Annotated in this window: 22 protein-coding genes, 6 tRNA genes and 1 riboswitch; of the genes, 24 read left to right on the top strand and 4 right to left on the bottom strand. The window is 33.7% G+C overall.

Annotated elements, in window-relative coordinates:
- Positions 1-126: 126 nt before the first annotated feature.
- The gene (locus ACWI69_RS09730; protein ID WP_448821640.1) at positions 127-999 is read right to left on the bottom strand and encodes an RluA family pseudouridine synthase; all 873 of its coding nucleotides are present in this window, start codon (positions 997-999) and stop codon (positions 127-129) included.
- A 343-nt stretch (positions 1,000-1,342) separates the two neighbouring features.
- On the opposite strand from ACWI69_RS09730, the gene asrA reads away from it, so the two are divergent.
- The 8 genes from asrA to ACWI69_RS09690 all read left to right on the top strand — a co-directional run bounded on the left by asrA (position 1,343) and on the right by ACWI69_RS09690 (position 8,922).
- A complete protein-coding gene (asrA, locus tag ACWI69_RS09725) occupies positions 1,343-2,380 on the top strand; it encodes an anaerobic sulfite reductase subunit AsrA (protein WP_448821639.1) in 1,038 nt (345 codons plus the stop codon).
- Entirely contained in the window at positions 2,380-3,189 is an 810-nt protein-coding gene (gene asrB / locus ACWI69_RS09720; protein ID WP_448821638.1) for an anaerobic sulfite reductase subunit AsrB, read from the top strand. The genes asrA and asrB overlap by 1 nt, the downstream gene beginning before the upstream one ends.
- Before the next feature lie 14 nt (positions 3,190-3,203).
- Positions 3,204-4,274 carry a sulfite reductase subunit C gene (gene asrC / locus ACWI69_RS09715; RefSeq protein WP_448821637.1) on the top strand — a complete coding sequence of 357 codons (1,071 nt, stop codon included), beginning with the start codon at positions 3,204-3,206 and terminating at the stop codon, positions 4,272-4,274.
- Between the two features lie 248 nt (positions 4,275-4,522).
- A complete protein-coding gene (locus ACWI69_RS09710) occupies positions 4,523-6,157 on the top strand; it encodes a YeiH family protein (RefSeq protein ID WP_448821636.1) in 1,635 nt (544 codons plus the stop codon).
- A 19-nt stretch (positions 6,158-6,176) separates the two neighbouring features.
- On the top strand, positions 6,177-6,422 hold the full coding sequence (locus ACWI69_RS09705; protein ID WP_448821635.1) for a hypothetical protein: 246 nt from the start codon (positions 6,177-6,179) through the stop codon (positions 6,420-6,422).
- Positions 6,409-6,885 carry a hypothetical protein gene (locus ACWI69_RS09700; RefSeq protein ID WP_448821634.1) on the top strand — a complete coding sequence of 159 codons (477 nt, stop codon included), beginning with the start codon at positions 6,409-6,411 and terminating at the stop codon, positions 6,883-6,885. The genes ACWI69_RS09705 and ACWI69_RS09700 overlap by 14 nt, the downstream gene beginning before the upstream one ends.
- Before the next feature lie 111 nt (positions 6,886-6,996).
- Positions 6,997-8,550, top strand: coding sequence for a bifunctional metallophosphatase/5'-nucleotidase (locus tag ACWI69_RS09695; protein WP_448821633.1), 1,554 nt, complete (start codon positions 6,997-6,999; stop codon positions 8,548-8,550).
- Between the two features lie 12 nt (positions 8,551-8,562).
- Positions 8,563-8,922 (top strand): FMN-binding protein, encoded by a 360-nt coding sequence (locus ACWI69_RS09690; RefSeq protein WP_448821632.1) that lies wholly within the window; start codon positions 8,563-8,565, stop codon positions 8,920-8,922.
- 33 nt (positions 8,923-8,955) lie between these two features.
- Here the strand turns inward: ACWI69_RS09690 and ACWI69_RS09685 are convergent, their stop codons facing one another.
- Positions 8,956-9,588 carry an OmpA family protein gene (locus ACWI69_RS09685; RefSeq protein WP_448821631.1) on the bottom strand — a complete coding sequence of 211 codons (633 nt, stop codon included), beginning with the start codon at positions 9,586-9,588 and terminating at the stop codon, positions 8,956-8,958.
- A gap of 215 nt (positions 9,589-9,803) precedes the next feature.
- Between ACWI69_RS09685 and ACWI69_RS09680 the strand changes: the two genes are divergently transcribed.
- From ACWI69_RS09680 to ACWI69_RS09610, 15 genes are all read left to right on the top strand, one after another.
- A tRNA-Pro gene (locus tag ACWI69_RS09680) sits at positions 9,804-9,880 on the top strand.
- A gap of 3 nt (positions 9,881-9,883) precedes the next feature.
- Positions 9,884-9,959 (top strand) — tRNA-Gly (locus tag ACWI69_RS09675).
- Between the two features lie 18 nt (positions 9,960-9,977).
- A tRNA-Arg gene (locus ACWI69_RS09670) sits at positions 9,978-10,054 on the top strand.
- Positions 10,055-10,058: 4 nt separating this feature from the next.
- Positions 10,059-10,134, top strand: a tRNA-His gene (locus ACWI69_RS09665).
- A gap of 27 nt (positions 10,135-10,161) precedes the next feature.
- Positions 10,162-10,237, top strand: a tRNA-Lys gene (locus tag ACWI69_RS09660).
- Between the two features lie 7 nt (positions 10,238-10,244).
- A tRNA-Leu gene (locus ACWI69_RS09655) sits at positions 10,245-10,327 on the top strand.
- A gap of 70 nt (positions 10,328-10,397) precedes the next feature.
- Positions 10,398-11,132 (top strand): tRNA pseudouridine(38-40) synthase TruA, encoded by a 735-nt coding sequence (gene truA, locus ACWI69_RS09650; RefSeq protein ID WP_448821630.1) that lies wholly within the window; start codon positions 10,398-10,400, stop codon positions 11,130-11,132.
- Between the two features lie 9 nt (positions 11,133-11,141).
- On the top strand, positions 11,142-11,594 hold the full coding sequence (locus ACWI69_RS09645; protein WP_448821629.1) for a GNAT family N-acetyltransferase: 453 nt from the start codon (positions 11,142-11,144) through the stop codon (positions 11,592-11,594).
- 81 nt (positions 11,595-11,675) lie between these two features.
- Positions 11,676-12,086, top strand: a complete 411-nt coding sequence (locus ACWI69_RS09640; RefSeq protein WP_448821628.1) for a Fur family transcriptional regulator — start codon at positions 11,676-11,678, stop codon at positions 12,084-12,086.
- Positions 12,087-12,129: 43 nt separating this feature from the next.
- Positions 12,130-12,501, top strand: coding sequence for a desulfoferrodoxin family protein (locus ACWI69_RS09635; RefSeq protein ID WP_448821627.1), 372 nt, complete (start codon positions 12,130-12,132; stop codon positions 12,499-12,501).
- Between the two features lie 20 nt (positions 12,502-12,521).
- Positions 12,522-12,683, top strand: coding sequence for a rubredoxin (locus tag ACWI69_RS09630; RefSeq protein ID WP_448821626.1), 162 nt, complete (start codon positions 12,522-12,524; stop codon positions 12,681-12,683).
- A gap of 100 nt (positions 12,684-12,783) precedes the next feature.
- Complete coding sequence (locus ACWI69_RS09625; RefSeq protein WP_448821625.1) at positions 12,784-13,557, top strand: MBL fold metallo-hydrolase; 774 nt, start codon at positions 12,784-12,786, stop codon at positions 13,555-13,557.
- Between the two features lie 11 nt (positions 13,558-13,568).
- Entirely contained in the window at positions 13,569-14,147 is a 579-nt protein-coding gene (locus ACWI69_RS09620; protein WP_448821624.1) for a uracil-DNA glycosylase family protein, read from the top strand.
- A 1-nt stretch (position 14,148) separates the two neighbouring features.
- Positions 14,149-15,201, top strand: coding sequence for a glycosyltransferase family 9 protein (locus tag ACWI69_RS09615; RefSeq protein WP_448821623.1), 1,053 nt, complete (start codon positions 14,149-14,151; stop codon positions 15,199-15,201).
- Positions 15,202-15,250: 49 nt separating this feature from the next.
- The gene (locus ACWI69_RS09610; RefSeq protein WP_448821622.1) at positions 15,251-15,997 is read left to right on the top strand and encodes a YebC/PmpR family DNA-binding transcriptional regulator; all 747 of its coding nucleotides are present in this window, start codon (positions 15,251-15,253) and stop codon (positions 15,995-15,997) included.
- A gap of 52 nt (positions 15,998-16,049) precedes the next feature.
- Here ACWI69_RS09610 and ACWI69_RS09605 read toward each other — a convergent pair whose 3' ends face one another.
- Positions 16,050-16,475, bottom strand: a complete 426-nt coding sequence (locus ACWI69_RS09605; RefSeq protein ID WP_448821621.1) for a DUF4402 domain-containing protein — start codon at positions 16,473-16,475, stop codon at positions 16,050-16,052.
- An 80-nt stretch (positions 16,476-16,555) separates the two neighbouring features.
- Positions 16,556-16,631: riboswitch (cyclic di-GMP riboswitch) on the bottom strand.
- Between the two features lie 168 nt (positions 16,632-16,799).
- Here ACWI69_RS09605 and recG point away from each other — a divergent pair.
- Positions 16,800-18,860, top strand: a complete 2,061-nt coding sequence (recG, locus tag ACWI69_RS09600) for an ATP-dependent DNA helicase RecG (RefSeq protein ID WP_448821642.1) — start codon at positions 16,800-16,802, stop codon at positions 18,858-18,860.
- Positions 18,861-18,990: 130 nt separating this feature from the next.
- Here the strand turns inward: recG and ACWI69_RS09595 are convergent, their stop codons facing one another.
- Positions 18,991-19,086 carry a zinc ribbon domain-containing protein gene (locus tag ACWI69_RS09595; RefSeq protein ID WP_448821641.1) on the bottom strand — a complete coding sequence of 32 codons (96 nt, stop codon included), beginning with the start codon at positions 19,084-19,086 and terminating at the stop codon, positions 18,991-18,993.
- Between the last annotated feature and the right edge of the window lie 4 nt (positions 19,087-19,090).

Raw genomic sequence — 19,090 nt, 5'->3', positions numbered from 1 at the left:
TAACAGGGGATGCAGTTTGTACATTGATTGTGGCAAGAACAGAGGGAGAGCTAAAAGAGGAAGAGGTAACTACATCAGTTGAAGAAAAAAGATACCCAATATAGGTATCTTTTTTTATTGTAAGTTTTAATTTGCGATATGAAGAATCTCTTTAAAATCATTGGGAAGAGGTGCCTGAACTTGAATTTTTTCTCCAGTTTCAACATCTGTGAAAATCAGTTTAAAAGCGTGAAGAAGTTGTCTCTTAGCCCGAATGTCTTCCCCACTATAGAGTTCATCTCCTAAAATAGGATATCCGACCAAAGACATATGGGCACGAATCTGATGAGTTCTTCCCGTGAAAAGTTCTAACTCAACCAAAGTTAAGTCCTCGTTTGGAAAACGTTCTAAAACTTTCATATAGGTCTTAGCAGTTTGTCCACCAGTTTCAGGACTCATCTCTTTTCGTCTCAGCTCATCCCCCTCTTTACCGATAGGGATCTCTATTATCATTTCATCTTCTTTGACAATACCTTTGACAATGGCTTGATAAAATTTGGATACTTTTTCTTTATCACTCTGTAAAAAAGCCTGTGTATAGGCGTTTTTTGCTACAATAATCAATCCAGAGGTATTCATATCTAAACGATTGAAAAACCTAGGAGGCTGTATTTTACCAGTTTGTTCTTGAAGGTAGTGGATAACTCCATTTGCTAGTGTCAAATCCGTCTTTTTTGTAGTTGGGTGAACAACTAAATAGGGGTCTTTATCAATAATAAGTAGATTTTTATCCTCATATATAATTTTTAAATCCATTTTAATAGATTTGATTCCAACTTCCTTTTCTTTTTCTTTAACTAAAAGTCTCGCATTTTTTTTTACTTGTTTTGTAGTTTTGGTTCTTTTACCATTCAAATAGACTTCGACATTTCTAATACCTCTTCCAGAATACCCTTTTTCTCTGAGATATTGTGAAATTTTCATATTGTGAAATTCAGATTCAACAACGAATTTTTTCATACTTCCACCTTTAAAAATTGATTTTATTTTCAATATTTTATAATGAAATTAAGAAAAAAACAACCTTTTGATTTTAAATTGACAAAAAATTGATCACAACAACACTAGTGTATAAGTATACTAGTGTTGTATAAAATTAGAAAGTGAGGGGAGATTCAAAAGTTAAAACTTTAGTAAAAAAATAAAGAAATTAAAGTCTGACCAAATATATTTCGACTAAAAATTCAAATTTAACCAAATATCAAAAAACTGAAATTAATGATTTACAAAAAAACATAAAGGTTGTAATATAAACAGATAATGAATTGACTAAAAATTCAAATAACAGGGAGGCAAAGTAAGGATGGGATACAAAATAACAGCAGAAAATTTTGATAGCTTGTTAAAAAATCTTAGTAAAGAGTATAAGATTTATGCTCCAAAAAGATTTTCTAAACAGGGAAGATATTCAGATACCGACATTGTGAGATATGATAGAGTTTATTCGGCAGATGAGATTGTACATGATGAGAAATCAGATTATGCAGCAAAGGAAGCATTAAGCCCTATAACAGAAACAGTTTTATATTTTACAGATGCAGACTATAGAGAGTCAAAAATTGTTGACGATAGACCAATGCTTGTATTCGCAAGAGCTTGCGACATTCATTCAATAAAAAGATATGATGAAATTTTCTTGAGAAATGGTGGATTTGAAGATTCATACTATAAAAGAATGAGAGAAAAGACAAAGTTCATATTGATGGAGTGTCCAACAAAAGGTTGGGATACGTGCTTCTGTGCTTCAATGGGTACTGCATCAGCAGATGAATACGCATTTGGAGTAAAGTTTGATGGTGAAGAAGTTCTAGTAGAAACTAAAGATGAACTATTTAACTCTTACTTTGCAGGAAATAATGAGATCGATTTCGCAGTAACTCCAGTTGTAGAAAACGAAAGAGTTGTTAGAATTCCAGAAATAAATGATAAAGATACTCAATTAGCAGTGAAATCTTTAGATATGTGGAAAGAGTTTGACAAGAGATGCTTGATGTGTGGAAGTTGTACTGTATCATGCTCTACGTGCACTTGCTTCACAACATATGATATGAATTATAGTTCTGATACAGATGCGGGAGAGAGAAGAAGAATAAATGCTTCTTGCCACGTTGATGGATATACAGAGATGGCTGGAAATCATTCATTTAGAAAAACTGGTGGAGAAAGAATGAGATTTAAAGTTATGCACAAAATTCATGATTTTAAGAAAAGATTTAAAGAGAATCATATGTGTGTTGGATGTGGAAGATGTGATGATAAGTGTCCAGTGTTTATATCTTTCTCAACTACTGTAAACAGACTAGCTACAGAGGTTGATAAACTAAATGGAGGTAATAAGTAATGGAAAATGTAATAATGCCAACGCCATATAAACTTTTGGATGTAAAAAAAGTTACTGATATAGAGTATCTATTTAAAGTTGAATATCCAGAAGCAGGAAATATAAAATCTGGACAATTTATGCAACTGTCTTTACCAAAAGTGGGAGAGTGTCCAATATCTGTTACAGATTTTTCTGCATCAGAGGGATGGGCAGAGTTCTTAATTAGAAAAGTTGGAACAGTAACTGATGAGATTTTTACTTTACATGCTGGAGATTTACTGCCAATGAGAGGACCTTATGGTAAAGGTTTTGATACGATTGATATAAAAAATAAAAAAGTGATCATTGTGACAGGAGGATCAGGATTAGCTCCAGTTAGATCTTTAATCAATCAAATTTATAAAAATCCAGAGGAAGTTCAATCAATGGAGTTACTATTTGGATTTAAAGATGACGCTTCAATACTATTTAGAGATGAGATTATCAATTGGAGAAAAAAACATCCAATGGTATTAACAGTAGATAAAGGGTGCGGATTAGATGGTGAGTGTGTAGGGCTTGTTACAGAGTATGTACCTCAGTTAAAAATGGTATCAGAAAATTTTGACGATTTGGAAGTTATAATCGTTGGACCACCTAATATGATGAAGTATACAGCTATTGAATTTGAAAAGTTGGGAGTTCCTACTGATAAGATTTGGGTTTCTTTTGAAAGAAAGATGTCATGTGCAGTTGGAAAATGTGGTCATTGTAGAATCGACGAAGTTTATGTATGTCTGGAAGGACCAGTATTTAACTATTCTCAAGCTAAATATCTAATCGACTAAAGGGGGTAAAATAAGTGAATCACGATATAAATATAACTAAACTAAAATTAAACTGCTTCCGTCAATCAAAAGTACCTGGAGAGTTCATGATCCAACTTCGTGTTCCAGGTGGACTAATTGAAGCTAAATATTTAAAAGTAATACAAGATATTGCAGAGAGATGGGGAGATGGAACATTCCACATGGGTATGAGACAGACTCTTAATGCTCCTGGAATAAAGTTTGAAAATGTGGATGCGGTAAATGCGTATTTAGAAGAGTATATTAAGGAAGTAGATGTAGAGGCTTGTGGAGTTGACATGGAAGTTAACAAAGCGGGATATCCTACTATCGGTGCTAGAAATATCATGGCGTGTATCGGAAATTCTCACTGTGTAAAAGCTAATATCAATACTTGGGAGTTGGCAAGAAAACTTGAAAAGCAAATTTTCCCAAGCCACTACCATATAAAAATGACAATAGCAGGATGTCCAAATGACTGTGCTAAAGCTCATTTTAATGATTTTGGAATAATAGGTGTAACTATGCCAATATATGTAAAAGAAAGATGTCTTGGATGTGGAAGATGTGTTAAAGTATGTGAACATTCTGCTACAAGAGTTTTAAAATTAGAAAACTATAGAATTTTAAAAGATACTTGCTGTTGTGTAGGATGTGGAGAGTGCGTTGAGGCGTGTCCATCATCTGCATGGGTAAGAGCAGAACAAAAATTATATAGAGTGTTAATAGGTGGAAGAACAGGAAAACAATACCCAAGAATGGGTAAAATGTTTTTAAACTGGGTTACAGAGGACGTAGTTATCCAAGTTATTGGAAACTGGCAAAAATTCTCTGCCAATGTTTTACATCACAAACCTATGTATATCCATGGAGGTCATCTAATTGACAGAGCTGGATATCAAAAGTTTAAAGAGATGATTCTTGATGGAGTGGAGTTAAATCCAGAAGCACAAGTGGCACAAAGAATTCTATGGGCAGAGACAGAATATAGAGCTAATATCAACGTTAAGCCAATTTCTAAGCACTCAAGTCCGGGGGATTTATATACTCTAGAAAAACCTTTTAATTATGAGGGTGGACACTAGAATTAAATTTTTAAATTAAAATATATTTAGAGTAATGGGGACCTCAAAAGGGTTCCCATTAGTTATGTTTAGAACTTTGAATAAAGGTTCAATAAAGAGTGTTAAAAAAAACTAGGGGTGTAAAATGGAAGCTATAAAAGAGAGTAAAAAAAGTTTGAAGGAAAAAAATATTAGATTTATTTAAAGCTGAGGATTATTGGGCGATACTACTGGCAACAATTGTTCTTGCATTTTGTGTATCTATCTATATGGGATCGAATTCAGAGAGTGTTTTAGGAAAAACGGAAGTTTACAACAGTATAATGAAATCGGAAGGAGAAAGAGCTCCTTTTAAAACAGTTCAATGGCATGAAGCACAGTTTGATAAAAATAGCTTAGCTATAAAATCGACAATAACAGAGAAAATAAAGGGGATTTTGGGAAAACCTAAAAAATGGGTTGTAAATCCAATTGAATCGATATATTTAAGTGAAAATGCAGCTAAGATAAAAGGAGAGCCTTTTGTTCAACAGTACGAGGATTTGAAGAAAGAAACAGCAATCTTAAGAAATGAAGCTTTAGTTGCGACAGCTTTAGCGGAAGAAAAAGCTTACACAGATACTAATCTAAACACAAGTGCAGACAATTTAGTAGATAAATGGCTTATTAGTAGGGATAAAGAGAATAAAATGAAGGCAAAAGCTGTTGTGAAACCTTACAACTTAATACCGAATCTATTAATATTGTTAGCATTTATAGGAATATATTTTAGTTTAGGTATGAGAAAGATGGAAAGAGATAGAGAGGGATTTTTACAAGGATTTCCAGCAGTTTTTGCTCTGGCAACAGGAGCATATTTATTAGGGGAACAAGAGACTTTAAAAGCTTGGGGTCTGGGATATGTTTTCTGGGGCTTAGTACTGGGATTGATAGTGAGTAATACAGTAGGAACACCTAAAAAGATTTTAGCAGCAGCTCAGACAGAGTATTTTATAAAGACGGGATTAATACTTCTTGGGTCGACAGTTTTAGTTAATAAAGTTCTATTGATTGGAATACCGGGAATTTTCGTAACGTGGTTTGTAACTCCAGTTGTTTTAGTTTTAACATTTGGATTTGGGGATAAAATTTTAAAAATGGAATCAAAGAGTTTAAACATGGTAATGTCAGCAGATATGTCCGTAAGCGGAGTGTCAGCTGCCATTGCAGCAGCGGCAGCTTGTAAGGCTAAGAAAGAGGAGCTTACGCTGTCTGTAAGTATCTCTATAATGTTTACTGCCTTTATGATGATTGCTATGCCAATGTTTATAAAGGCTTTGAATATGGACCCAGTATTGGGAGGAGCTTGGATTGGTGGAACAGTCGACTCAACAGGTGCAGTGGTTGCAGCTGGAGAATATTTGGGACCAGTGGCAAGAGACGTTGCAGCAACAATAAAAATGATTCAAAATATAATAATAGGTGTAATGGCACTAGGTGTGGCAGCTTATTGGTCATTAAAAGTAGATAAATCTATGGCTGAAGAGAGAGATTTTTCTTTAAAAGGTTCATTGAATGAGATTTGGAATAGATTCCCTAAATTTATATTGGGATTCATTGGGGCTTCTCTTGTATTCTCTGGAATTTATGGAATTTTGGGAGTGGACGGGTCTAAGATAGTTATAGATAAAGGGATGGTAGATGGACTGATTTCACCTTTACAAGGGTGGTTATTCTGTATAGCATTCACAAGTATTGGACTATCAACGAACTTCGGTGAGTTAGGTAAACTATTCAAGGGTGGAAAACCGATAACTCTTTATGTGATTGGAAAAATTATTAACTTAGGTGTAACTTTTGGGGCTGCGTACTTGATGTTCCATGTAGTTTTCCCTGATATAACGAAATCTTTGATGAGTTTATAAAGATTTTTAGGAGGAGAATATGATAAAAAAATGGATAGCTTTTGTAGGTAGCTTTGTATGTATATATTTTCTATGTTTTTCTGTGTTACCTTTTTTAGATGAAACTTTAGGATTTAAAGAAGCACATGAAAAGTTGGCAGAAGAGGACATTGAATCAGGGGCGTGGTATTATATCTTTGTGAAAAAGGTTGAACCTAGTTCTGAGAATGTTAGACATACATTGATTTACTCAAATATGAAAGAGAGTAAAAATGCAAAACATTGATATATTTATAGAGAAAGAGAGAAAAAGAGCTATTGAAATATCAAATGAAGTAGTAGAAAAACCTAAAGTATCTATGATGATTGTTGTATTTCCTTTTCTTTTAATCAATTATATTCAAGAGCTGAGAGTCTATCGGTATAAAAAAGAATTTTTTATAAAAGAGTATTTGTATTTGAAGATTATGATGGTAAATATATTAAAAGAGGGATATTTCTCCACAGAAGAAATAAAGCTTCAGATAGAGAAGAATTTGATAAAAAATGAGAAATATCTAGAGTTTTATGAATATCAAATTCAAGAGGCATTAGCTATAAAGGGTTATATTTTTCAAGAAGAGAATGAACAGGCAATGAGATTGAAAGAGATAGAAACTTTAAAAAAGTGGATAGATGTATTTGAAGTGGACAAAGAAAGTTTAGAGGTCAGTTTAAAATTACTTCAAACTTTAAAAAACAAAATGTAAAGTGTTGAAAAAACTGCATTTGTATGCAGTTTTTTCTTTTACAATCTTGTCTAAATATGATAAAATATGTTCGAATTTGATTTGAAAACTAGAATTAATTAGGGAGGAAAGATGAATAAAAATTTAAAAATTTTTGGTTTGATGGGGTTAGTCTTAGCTCTTTCTGCTTGTAAAGTATTACCGCCAAAAGATGGAGAGTACGAGCTTACTTTAGTTCATGTCAATGATGTTCATGGTAGGGCAAAAGAGGGGCAATTTGATGGTGTGGGATTAGCTAGAGTAGCTACTATAGCTAAGGCTTTAGAGCAGGATAAAAATAATGGAAAGGTACTATTGATAGATGCTGGAGACACAATGCACGGGACAACTTTTGCTACTCTGACTAAGGGTGAATCAATGGTTGAAACTTTGAATGCAGCTGGTTTTGATTATGCAACTTTAGGAAATCATGATTTTAACTATGGTCAAGAGAGATTAGAAGAGTTATTGTCTATGCAAAAATATAAAACATTGGCAGCGAATGTTGTGGATAAAACAACGGGGAAGCCAATTGCAGGGACATATGATATCAGAAAAATAGATGGGAAAAAAGTTGGATTCTTTGGTTTAGCAACTCCTGAAACATATTTTAAGACTAATCCAAATAATGTAAAAAATATAACGATAGCGGACCCTATCGCAACAGCTAAATCAGTTGTTGCTCAGATGAAAAAAGAGGGAGTTACATTTATTGTTGTAATAGCACATTTGGGAGACGACGAGAGTACAGCGAAAAAATTACAAAGTGTAGGATTAGCTGAGGCTGTACCTGAGATAGATTTAATTATTGACGGACACAGTCACACTGAGTTAAAAGAGAAAAAGATAGTTAATGGAGTGACTATAGTACAAACAGGAGAGTATGCTAAAAACGTTGGAGTAGTAAAGGTTGATTTTGATAAATTAAAAAATAGAAACGAAGCGATAGATTATACGCTATATACAAAGAACGTAATCATGAGTGGAGATAATCCAGTTCCAGAAGATGAAAAGGTAAAGGAAAAAATAGATGAAATCTCAAGAAAACAGGAGATGATAACTAATGTTAAAGTTGGAGAATCTAAAATTTTGTTAGAGGGAGATAGAGCCTTTGTTAGAACGGGAGAAACAAACCTTTCACAATTGATAACAGATGCTATGTTGTGGAAAACAGGTGCAGATGTTGCGATTACAAATGGTGGTGGAATTAGAGCTTCTATCAATCCGGGAGAGGTTACAGTAGGAGATATAATCAGCGTATTACCATTTGGAAACTATGTGATTACAAAAGAGGTGAAGGGATCAGATTTACAAAAGGCTGTTGAAAACGGAATAAGATCATATCCAGAATCGTTAGGTGCAATGGCTCAAGTTGCAGGAATGACAGTTAAATTCAATATCAAAAATCCAGCTTATAGAAAGGTTTTAGAAATTAGAGTAGGAAATGAGAAGTTGGATCCAAATAAGACATATGTAGTGGCAACAAATGACTTTATGGCAGCTGGAGGAGATGGGTACTCATCTTTAGCTGGTGGAAAGGAGTTAGGACACTATCCTGCTTTGGATGAGGTATTGATTGAATACATTCAAAAAGTTGGGTTAGAGGGTAGAGATAAAGTAGTTCCTAGATTGATACCGAAAAAATAAAAGGGGTTATAGATGAATATAGAATCTTTAAGAAAAAAGTTGGTGTTAGCCTTTATAGTAATAGGGTTGTTGCTGGGAATATACGAGGTAAATAAACCGGGACCGTTAGTTGTTGAAGAGATGGGAAATGGATATAACGGTGATTTAACTGTAAAACTAGAGATAAAGCCAAAGGGAAATGGAATTAAAATCATTGGGGTTGATATTACTCACCAAGATACACCACCAATAGCTAATCCAGCTATTGAAACTTTAAAAGCGCATATTTTAAAAAATCAAAATGCAGAGTTTGATGCTGTATCAGGAGCGACATATACATCAGAAGGGGTAAGAGAGGCGACTGCAAAGGCATTAGAAAAAGTTAAACACTAAAAAAGAGGGTCAACGACCCTCTTTAAATTTGTATTAATATGCTGGGAAAATTTGAATTTCAACTCTTCTGTTTTGAGCTCTACCAGAAGGTGTTGAATTGCTAGCGATAGGTCTATCAGGTCCAAAACCATTGATAGTTATTCTATTTGGATTTACTCTTCTACTAACTAGATAATCAGCGACACTTCTCGCTCTTTTAACTGATAAATCCATGTTATAAGAGTATGCACCAGTGCTATCAGTATTACCTGAAATAACTATTCTTGTTTCAGGATATTGATTTAAAACAGCAGCAATATCGTTTAAAGGTGCATAAAAGCCACTTCCGATAACATATCCATTTGTTGGAAATGTAACTCCACCCGGTAGATTAAGATTTATATAGTTTCCTTCATCAGTAACTTTAACTTGAGTATTTTGTAATCTAGCTTGTAGTTCTTTTGTCTGTTGATCTTTATATGCTCCCCAACCTAAACCAGCTAGAGCTCCAATTCCAGCTCCGATAAGAGTTCCTTTTGTATCCTGACCGATTGCCTGTCCAATTAAAGCACCTACTGCAGCTCCACCAGCTGTACCAGTAGTTTTGTTGTTGTATTCAGTAGCTGTACACGCACCAAAAAGAGAACCGGCTAAAAGAATAGAGCAAATAAGTTTTGTATTTTTCATTATAAAAAACCTCCTTGATTAAAAATGATTATAAATATTATAAGAAAACTTTTTAAATCTGTATATAAAATATTATTCTTTTTTAGTAAAATCAATCCTTTTTTTAAAAATGTAAATAAAAAACAAAAAAATAAAAAAGCTTGTTGACACAAATAATAATTTATGATACTATAATTCTGTAGCGAACGAAAGTGAGCTCTAAAAAATAAATAAGTCGGAATATAGCGCAGTCCGGTAGCGCACCTGCCTTGGGAGCAGGGGGCCGCAAGTTCGAATCTTGCTATTCCGACCATTTGCGGGAGTAGCTCAGTTGGTAGAGCGTCAGCCTTCCAAGCTGAATGTCGCGAGTTCGACCCTCGTCTCCCGCTCCAATTTAATATATATCAAATGTGTCTGTAGCTCAGCTGGATAGAGCAACGCCCTTCTAAGGCGTGGGTCAGGAGTTCGAATCTCTTCAGACACGCCATTTGGTGGCCGTAGTTCAGTTGGTAGAGCGCCAGTTTGTGGCACTGGTTGTCGCGGGTTCGAATCCCGTCGGTCACCCCATTTTTTAATTTTGTAGTTTTATAGAAAGCGTCATTAGCTCAGATGGTAGAGCACACGACTTTTAATCGTGTTGTCACTGGTTCGAGCCCAGTATGACGCACCATCTTTATGCGAGGGTGGCGGAATTGGCAGACGCACCAGACTTAGGATCTGGCGTTTCGACGTGAGGGTTCAAGTCCCTCCTCTCGCACCACATAAGATAGTTAAAGTCTTGAGTATTCAAGACTTTTTTTTATACGTAGAAAAAGGAAAAGGAGAAAAACGTGGAAAGAAATATAAAATTGACATATAGTTATGATGGAAGTGAGTTTTTTGGCTTTCAAAGACAACCTGGTTTTAGAACGGTCCAAGGAGAGCTAGAAAAAGTCCTAAAAGGAATTTTTAAAAATAAAATAGACTTAGTTTCTGCCGGAAGAACTGATAGAGGGGTTCATGCTAAGATGCAAGTTTCAAATTTTTTTACAACGTCAAATATTCCTATACAAAAGATAAAAAGAATTATAAATAGTTTACTACCAAATGATATATTTATTTTAGATGCTCAAGAGGTAGATTTAGATTTCAGCTCTAGATTTTCAGCGATTTATAGGTCCTATGAATACTATATAGGTGAGGATAGAAATCCATTTCAATCCAGATATGTCACTTTTGTTGATGAACAGTTAGATTTGGAGAGATTGAATAGGATAGTCGCCCCTTTGGTAGGACGGCACAATTTTTCAAATTTTAGACTTTCGGATTGTGGAAGCAATACGACAATAAGAGAGATATATGAAGCTAAGTTCGAGAGAGTGGATGAAAAAACAGTCAAGCTATATGTTAAAGGAAATGCTTTTCTAAAGTCTCAAATTAGAATAATAGTAGGTACAATTTTATCAATTTATTTTAGAAAAAAGCCAGAAAATTACTTGGTGGATATGTTGGAGAATCCAGATATTCAATATGCAAAAATAGTGGCTGAGCCTTTTGGTCTTCATTTGTTTGATATAGGGTATTAGGGAGGGAAGATGAAAATAATAGAGGTTGATGCAAAAGCAAGAGAGCTAATAAAAAAAATATATGATAATGAAGTGGAGTGTTTTGGTGTGATGGGTGGAGCTGATATGTGGATGATTATGAGTTTCATTAGATATGGAAAACTTTATGTTCTGCTAGATGATAATGATAAATTGATATCTGTTGCCCAGTATCAAGGAGTATTGGGAAAAAATGAAGTTTTTTTATATGGATTTTCGACTTCTTTAAAGGAAAGAGGGAAAGGATACGGAAAAATACTATTAGAAGAAAGTCAGAATAGATTAAAAAAAATAGGGGTAGAAAAAGTTTACTTGACCGTGGATCCTAAAAACAGTAAAGCTGTGAAGTTGTATGAAAAAGCCGGATATACGGTAGAAGAGTTACAAAAAGATGAATACGGAAAAGGGATTGATAGGTATTTAATGATTAAAAACTTATTGTAATCTCTTGACAAAAATACTAAAAAGGTGTATATTAAAAGAAAAAATAATTACAATTTTGTAATTATTTCAAAAGGAGGAAACATGTATATTGAAAATATAGGTGAGCATTTAAAGATACATGATATAAAACCCTCATATCAAAGAATGAAAGTATTTGAATATTTGTTAAATAATAAAACTCATCCAACGGTTGATGAGATTTATAGGGCTTTATGTCCTGAAATTCCCACTCTTTCTAAAACGACAGTTTATAATACACTAAATCTTTTTATAGAAAAAGGAATTGCTAAAGTAATAACAATAGAAGAAAATGAAACTAGATATGATGTGGATATGCATGTACATGGGCATTTTAAATGTGTAAATTGTAAAAAAGTTTTTGATATCCCAGTGACAATTGATCAACTTGTGGTTGGCGATATGAAGGATTTTAAAATTGATGAGTACCATGTTTATTTTAAAGGAACTTGTCCTCAGTGCCAGAATAAATAATTGTCAGAGGACAAAATATGTTTAATAACTTAAGGAGGTTATCATGAAAGTTTATGAAATTTTTAAAGTGAAAGAGAATCCAGTATTATTAGAGGTAATTGTAGCAGATAAAGATGGTGTTTCTGTAGATGGATTAGAGCTTGTTAAGGAAAAAACTCAGGATGCTTCAACAGAGAAACACGTTCCATTTATAGAGGAAAAAGAGGATGGATATTTAGTGAAAGTTGGTAAAGAGGCTGCACACCCAATGACAGAGGAGCATTATATCCAAATGATTGAAATTTGTGTAGACGACTTTTTATATAGAAAATATTTAAAGCCGGGAGAGGCGCCAGAGGCATATTTTAGAGTACCTAAAGGGAAATCAGTGTGTGCAAGAGAGTATTGTAATATTCACGGGTTATGGAGTAATTAATAAAATAGAGGGGGTATAAAATGGGAAAACTTATGAGATGTGTAATCTGTGACTATGTTTATGATGAAACGATAGGAGATCAAGAAAATGGGGTAACTCCGGGAACAAAGTGGGAAGATGTACCAGAAGATTGGGTTTGCCCACTGTGTTATGTAGGAAAAGACCAATTTGAAGAGATTTAATAGAGATATGAAATATCAAACCTCTTAGCAATATTTGCTAAGAGGTTTTTTTATGATATAATATACACTTAAGATATATATTTTTTAGAAAGGAAGTATCATGAAATTAGCAGTACTGGGAAGTGGAAGTAAAGGAAATGCTCTTTTTATAGAAACTGATAATATAAACTTATTGATAGATGCTGGGTTTAGTGGAAAAAAGATAGAGGAACAATTAAAAAAAATAAAGGTAGAGGTTTGTAATATAGATGGGATTTTGATAACTCACGAACATGGAGACCATATTCAAGGGGCAGGAATATTGTCGAGAAAATATGATATTCCAATCTATATCACAAAGGAGAGCTATGAAGCTGGAATATTAAAAATTGGAAAAATAAAAGATGAAAATTTGAGATTTATAGAGGAAGCTTTTTGGGTTGGGGATAGTATGGTGTATCCTTTTGATGTAATGCATGACGCTGAGAGAACAATTGGCTTTAGAATAGAGGAAAGTTCGGGGAGCAAAGTGGCGATAGCTACAGATTTGGGTTATATTGATAACACAGTCAGAGAAGCATTTAAAGAGGTAGATGTCATGGTTATAGAGTGTAACTATGACTATCATAAGTTAATGGAATGTTCATATCCTTGGGATTTAAAAGCCCGTGTAAAAAGTAGAAATGGGCATCTATCAAATAATGATTGTGCTAGATTTATTAGGGAGATACATCATCAACGATTAAAAAAGGTTTATTTAGCTCATATGAGTAAGGATAGTAATGATCCAAAGTTAGCTATAGACACTGTTTTAGATGAGTTGACAAGACATAATATCAATGTTTCAGTAGAGATTGCCCATCAGGATATATGTAGCAAGTTGATTAAATTTTAGGAGGAACTATTATGGAGGAGATTGAAAAATTCTTAGAAGAGTTAAAGTTTGAAATAGGAAGTATAGATGCATTGAAGGATAGTAGTGAAAAAATTGTCTTAGGGACAGGTAATTTTAAAGGAACCGTACTTTTTGTAGGAGATGATTCTAATTTATATATAGATGAAAATTTAAAAGTGAGACCCGGCTCAAGTGGAGAGTTTCTAATAAAACTTTGTGATATAGTCGGGTTGTTGCCAGAGAGCTATTATATAACGACCCTGACTAAGTCTGAAAAAAATTATAGAGAGTTGGAAGAAAAAGATAAAAGAGATTTGAAAGAGTGCTTAATGATGCAAATTTCTTTGATGAATCCTAAAGTTATTGTGGCTTTAGGACAGGATGTAGCTGAGTTGTTATTAGAAAGAGAGTTTAAATTTCTTCAAGAAAAGGGAAACATTGTAGATTGGAGAGGAGATGTAAAACTGTTGGTGACATATGATGCTAATTTCGCTAAAAAATCAAGAGATGATGGTGGGAAGAGAGCTAAGGTAGCAGTGGAGTTTTGGGGAGATTTGAAAACTATAAAAAATACCATAGAGGAGATTTAATATGAAAATTTTAGTAGTGAGATTTAAACAGATTGGAGATGCAATATTGGCGTCTGTAATATGTAAAAGTTTGAAAGAAACATATCCGGATGCAAAAATTGATTATGTATTGTATGATCATGTGGCACCACTATTCGAACATCAAGATTACTTAAATAGAGTTATATCGATTTCAAAAGATGAACAGAAGAATCCTTTTAAATATCTGAAAAAAGTCTGGAATGTGACACGAACGAATTACGACATAGTTATTGATATAATGTCTACCCCAAAGAGTGAGGCATTTACACTATTTTCTAGAAAAGCAAAATATAGGATAGGAAGATGGAAACCCAAGAGAGGATATACATATACGCATAGTATTCCGGAGCCGTCGAGTGAATTTGATAAAGCTGAAAAATTCTTGAAAATGTTAAAACCTCTTATAGATGATGGAGTAGATGTAAAATTAAATAAAAACTATTCTTTGACATTTTTACCACAGGAGAAAAATGAGTTGAGAGAGCGAATGAAGGAAGCAGGTGTTGATTTTAATAAGATTATAATTCCTTTGGCTATAAATTCTCGAAGACCAAATAAAGTTTATCCCATAGATTTAATGAAAAAGTTAGCTGGAAAAATTTTAGAGGCGTTTGATTGCCAAATAATATTATATTACTCACCGAATGAGAAAGAGTTTGCTAAAAAATTCCATGAGGAACTGGGTTGGGATAAAAGAATAGTATCGGATATAAACACTAAAAGTATAAGAGAGTTGGGGGCACTATTAGCCAACTGTGACATTTTTGTCGGAAATGAAGGTGGACCAAGACATTTGGCTCAGGCTATAGATATTCCAAGTTTTTCTATCTTCAGTCCGGGATCCAGTAAAAAAGATTGGCTCTCAAGGGATAATAAAAGACACGAAGGGATAGAACCAAAAGATATACTCTCAGATGAAACATATGATAGTTTATCATATGAAGAAAAATATAGATTGATAACACCAGATATTATTTTTGAAAAGGTGAAGGAAAAAATGGAGCTTGTGCCCAAATATATTGAAAAAAGATAGTGGTTATGATAGAATTTAAAGAGATATTTAAAAATGAGGAGGAGTTTTTGTGGCAGGACATAGTAAATGGTCTAATATAAAGCATAGAAAAGGTGCTCAAGACGCTAAAAGAGGAAAGCTATTCACAAAATTGGGAAAAGAGTTGACAATTGCAGCAAAGGAAGCTGGTGGAGATCCAAACTTTAACCCTAGATTAAGACTTGCGATAGATAAAGCAAAAGCTGCTAATATGCCAAAAGATAACCTGGAGAGAGCTATTAAAAAAGGAACAGGAGAACTTGAAGGTGTAGACTACATGGAAATTAGATATGAAGGATATGGTCCGGAAGGAACAGCCTTTATAGTTGAGGTTGTAACTGATAATAAAAATAGATCAGCTTCAGAAGTTAGAACAGCTTTTTCTAGAAAAAATGGAAATTTAGGGACAGATGGTGCTGTGTCTTGGATGTTCCAGAGAAAAGGAGAGATAGTAGTTGCAGCCGAAGGAGTGGACGCTGACGAGTTGATGATGGCAGCTCTGGAAGCTGGTGCAGAGGATGTTAAGGATGAGGATGGAGAGTTTACTGTTTTAACTGACCCAGCAGATTGCAATACAGTATCAGAAGAGTTAAAAAAAGCGGGTTACAATGTAACTGAAGCGGAAGTTGCAATGATTCCAGACAATAAAGTACAGATTACAGATTTGGATACAGCTAAAAAAGTAATGGCATTGTATGAGGCTTTGGATGATTTAGATGATGTAAATGATGTTTACTCAAACTTTGATATATCAGAGGAGTTATTGGAACAGTTATAAAAAATAAAAGCATGGACTCATTGATAGAGCCTATGCTTTTTTTTTATCTATATTATTGATACTGAACTCTGGCAGTTAAAGTTCCAGTATAGTTTCCAACAGCCTGTTCAGATGCAACATTTAAGTGTCCATTGACAGCGACATTAGTTGAACCACTTTCTCCAATAGAGTTTGGTAAATTTCTATATTCGATTGTTGCAGTCATTGTATCACCACTAATTGAAGCTAGTTCAACTGTACTTGGAATCTCTATAGTTATAGGTTGACCTTTTTCTCCTGTAATTTGATAATTTGAAGATGCAGTAGTTTTACTACCTTGTATAACTTGTCCAAACTCCATACTAGTAGCGATAACAGTAAGTGGTTTAATAACAGTAGCTGTAATTTCCATATCCCCTTTGTTTATACTGTTTCCTTGAGGAGCTCCAAAAGCTGTTATAGCCGTAGTCAAAGATAAAAGTATTAATAGTTTTTTCATGATTTATTCCCTCCTAAAATTTAAAAAAGCTTATAAAATAAAAAAGCCAGTTGCATTTATATTTTGGTTTGACCAAAATTAATTGCAACTGGCTGTCATTTTAAAGACCCTATAGTTTTGCGTCGTAAGATTTCCCCTACTTTGCCTATTTGTATTATACGATAATGATATATTAAAAGATAGAAAATGTCAAACAAAAATAACACAAAATAAAAAATAATTTTTTTATAGCCCCTTATTTTTAAAGGGTTTATTGTAAAAATACAAAATGCCTGATAAATTGTACAAAAGGCTATATAAGTGTGTTATAATTAAAAAAAGGTGGTGATTAAGATATATACAGATATTTATAAAGAGATAGAACTTTTTAATATAAAAGGAGTTACAAGTGCGACATATTCAAAATTAAAAAAATTGAATATAGGAACACTTTATGATTTAATATACTATTTTCCAAGAATCTATGACGATAGAACAAATCTAAAAAAGATAGGTGAGTTACGAGGAGATGAATATGTCGTATTAAAAGGAAATATAATGAATATATCAGCTCCGCCTACAAGAACGGGAATGAAGATGATAAAGGCAACAGTGAATGATGGAACGGGAGCCTTGGAAGTTGTTTGGTTTCAAAGACCCTATTTGAGAAACAGTTTAAAGATAGGAGAAGAGTATATTTTTATAGGAAGTATAAAAAGAGGATACACATTTCAGATGATAAATCCAGAATTCAAATTGTATAAAGGTCAGGAGAATAAAGGGGAAATTTTACCTATTTACAGCGCTATAAAGGAGTTAAACCAGAATAGTTTAAGAAGAATTTTGAAGGAAGCATTAAAGAGTTATATAGATGTATTTCAAGAGAACATCCCAGAGGAGATAGTAAAAAAATACAGACTCATGGATAGAAAAAGTGCACTGAAAGAGATTCATTATCCCACGAATGCAAGGAATTTAGAGGAAGCAAAAAGACGTTTTGCAATAGAGGAACTTTTAATATTGGAGATGGGAATACTTCAAAAACGTTTTGAAATAGATTTAAGTAACAATGGAGTTTATGAAGTTGAAGGAAATAAAAAATTGGTTTCAAAATTTTTAGAAGGACTGTCTTTTTCTTTAACAACAGCACAGAAAAAAGTTATAACGGAGATATACAAAGGAATAAATGCTGGAAAGATAATAAACTACTTAATTCAAGGAGATGTGGGAAGTGGAAAGACGATAGTTGCAGTACTGCTACTCCTATATATGGTGGAAAATGGTTATCAAGGGGTTTTAATGGCACCAACAGAGATTTTAGCAACACAGCACTATCTTTCTATCTATCAAACTTTAGAGGAGTTAGGAATAAAAATTGAACTTTTAACCGGAAGTGTGAAAGGAAAAAAGAGAAGTGAACTTCTAGAGAGAATAAAAACGGGACAAACGAATATTGTAATAGGAACTCACGCAATAATAGAGGATAGCGTTGAATTTAAAAAGTTAGGTTTGATAGTAATAGATGAGCAACATAGATTTGGAGTTTTGCAAAGAAAAAGACTTAGAGATAAAGGAGTTCTAGCAAATCTTATTGTTATGAGTGCTACACCGATTCCGAGGTCATTGGCTCTAAGTATATACGGAGATTTGGATGTGGCGGTGATAGATGAGTTACCACCGGGAAGAAAGCCAATAAAAACCAAATGGATTAAAGAGGTGGAAGATGAGGAGAAGATGTATCACTTCATAGATAAAAAGTTAAAAGAGGGACGTCAGGCATATTTTGTTGCTTCATTAATAGATGAAAGTGAGAAACTTTCGGCAAAATCTACGGAAGAGCTGTATAGTGAGGTGACAAAAAAATTACCTGGATATAGAGTTGGAGTTTTACATGGCAGAATGAAAAATAAAGAGAAAGATGAAGTTATGCATCTTTTTAAAAACTGTGAGTTGGATATTTTAGTTTCCACTTTGGTTATTGAAGTTGGAGTAAATGTGCCTAATTCAAGTATAATGGTAGTAGCTAATTCTGAACGTTTCGGTCTTGCAACTCTACACCAACTTAGAGGAAGAGTTGGAAGAGGAGAACACCAGTCCTATTGTTTTTTACTTTCCAATACAGAAAATGATGATTCAGGTGCAAGACTTAAAGTATTAGAAAACACCGAGGATGGATTTAAAATAGCGGAGGAAGATTTAAGACTTAGAAAAGCTGGAGAAATTTTTGGTGTGAAGCAGAGTGGCTTAAGTGATTTGAAATTTGTAGATATAATCCATGACGTAAAAACAATAAAACTGGTTAAAGATATCTGTATGGATTATTTAAAAGAAAATCAAGGCAAGATAAATAACCAAATATTGCAGTGGGACATAGATGAAAAGTTTAACAAAAGTTTGACCTCATAAAAGAGGTTATGATAGAATATGAGGTGAACTACCACCGCCCTAATAGAGGGCGGGGCTTCGTGGGAAGTATCTGACTCATGTCGGATATATTAATCACGCTCTACGGGTAGTTCCTACCCTGATATATATTTTAATAGGCTAGTAGTTCTCTACCAACCTCACGAATATTTATACTTGCATTTAGATCTCTGTCTATCTCTGAGTTACATTCATCACATTTATAGATTCTT

Source organism: Cetobacterium sp., assembly GCF_977044495.1.
Note: the sequence above shows the minus strand (reverse complement) of the source record. Positions and strands in the feature narration are given on the sequence as shown.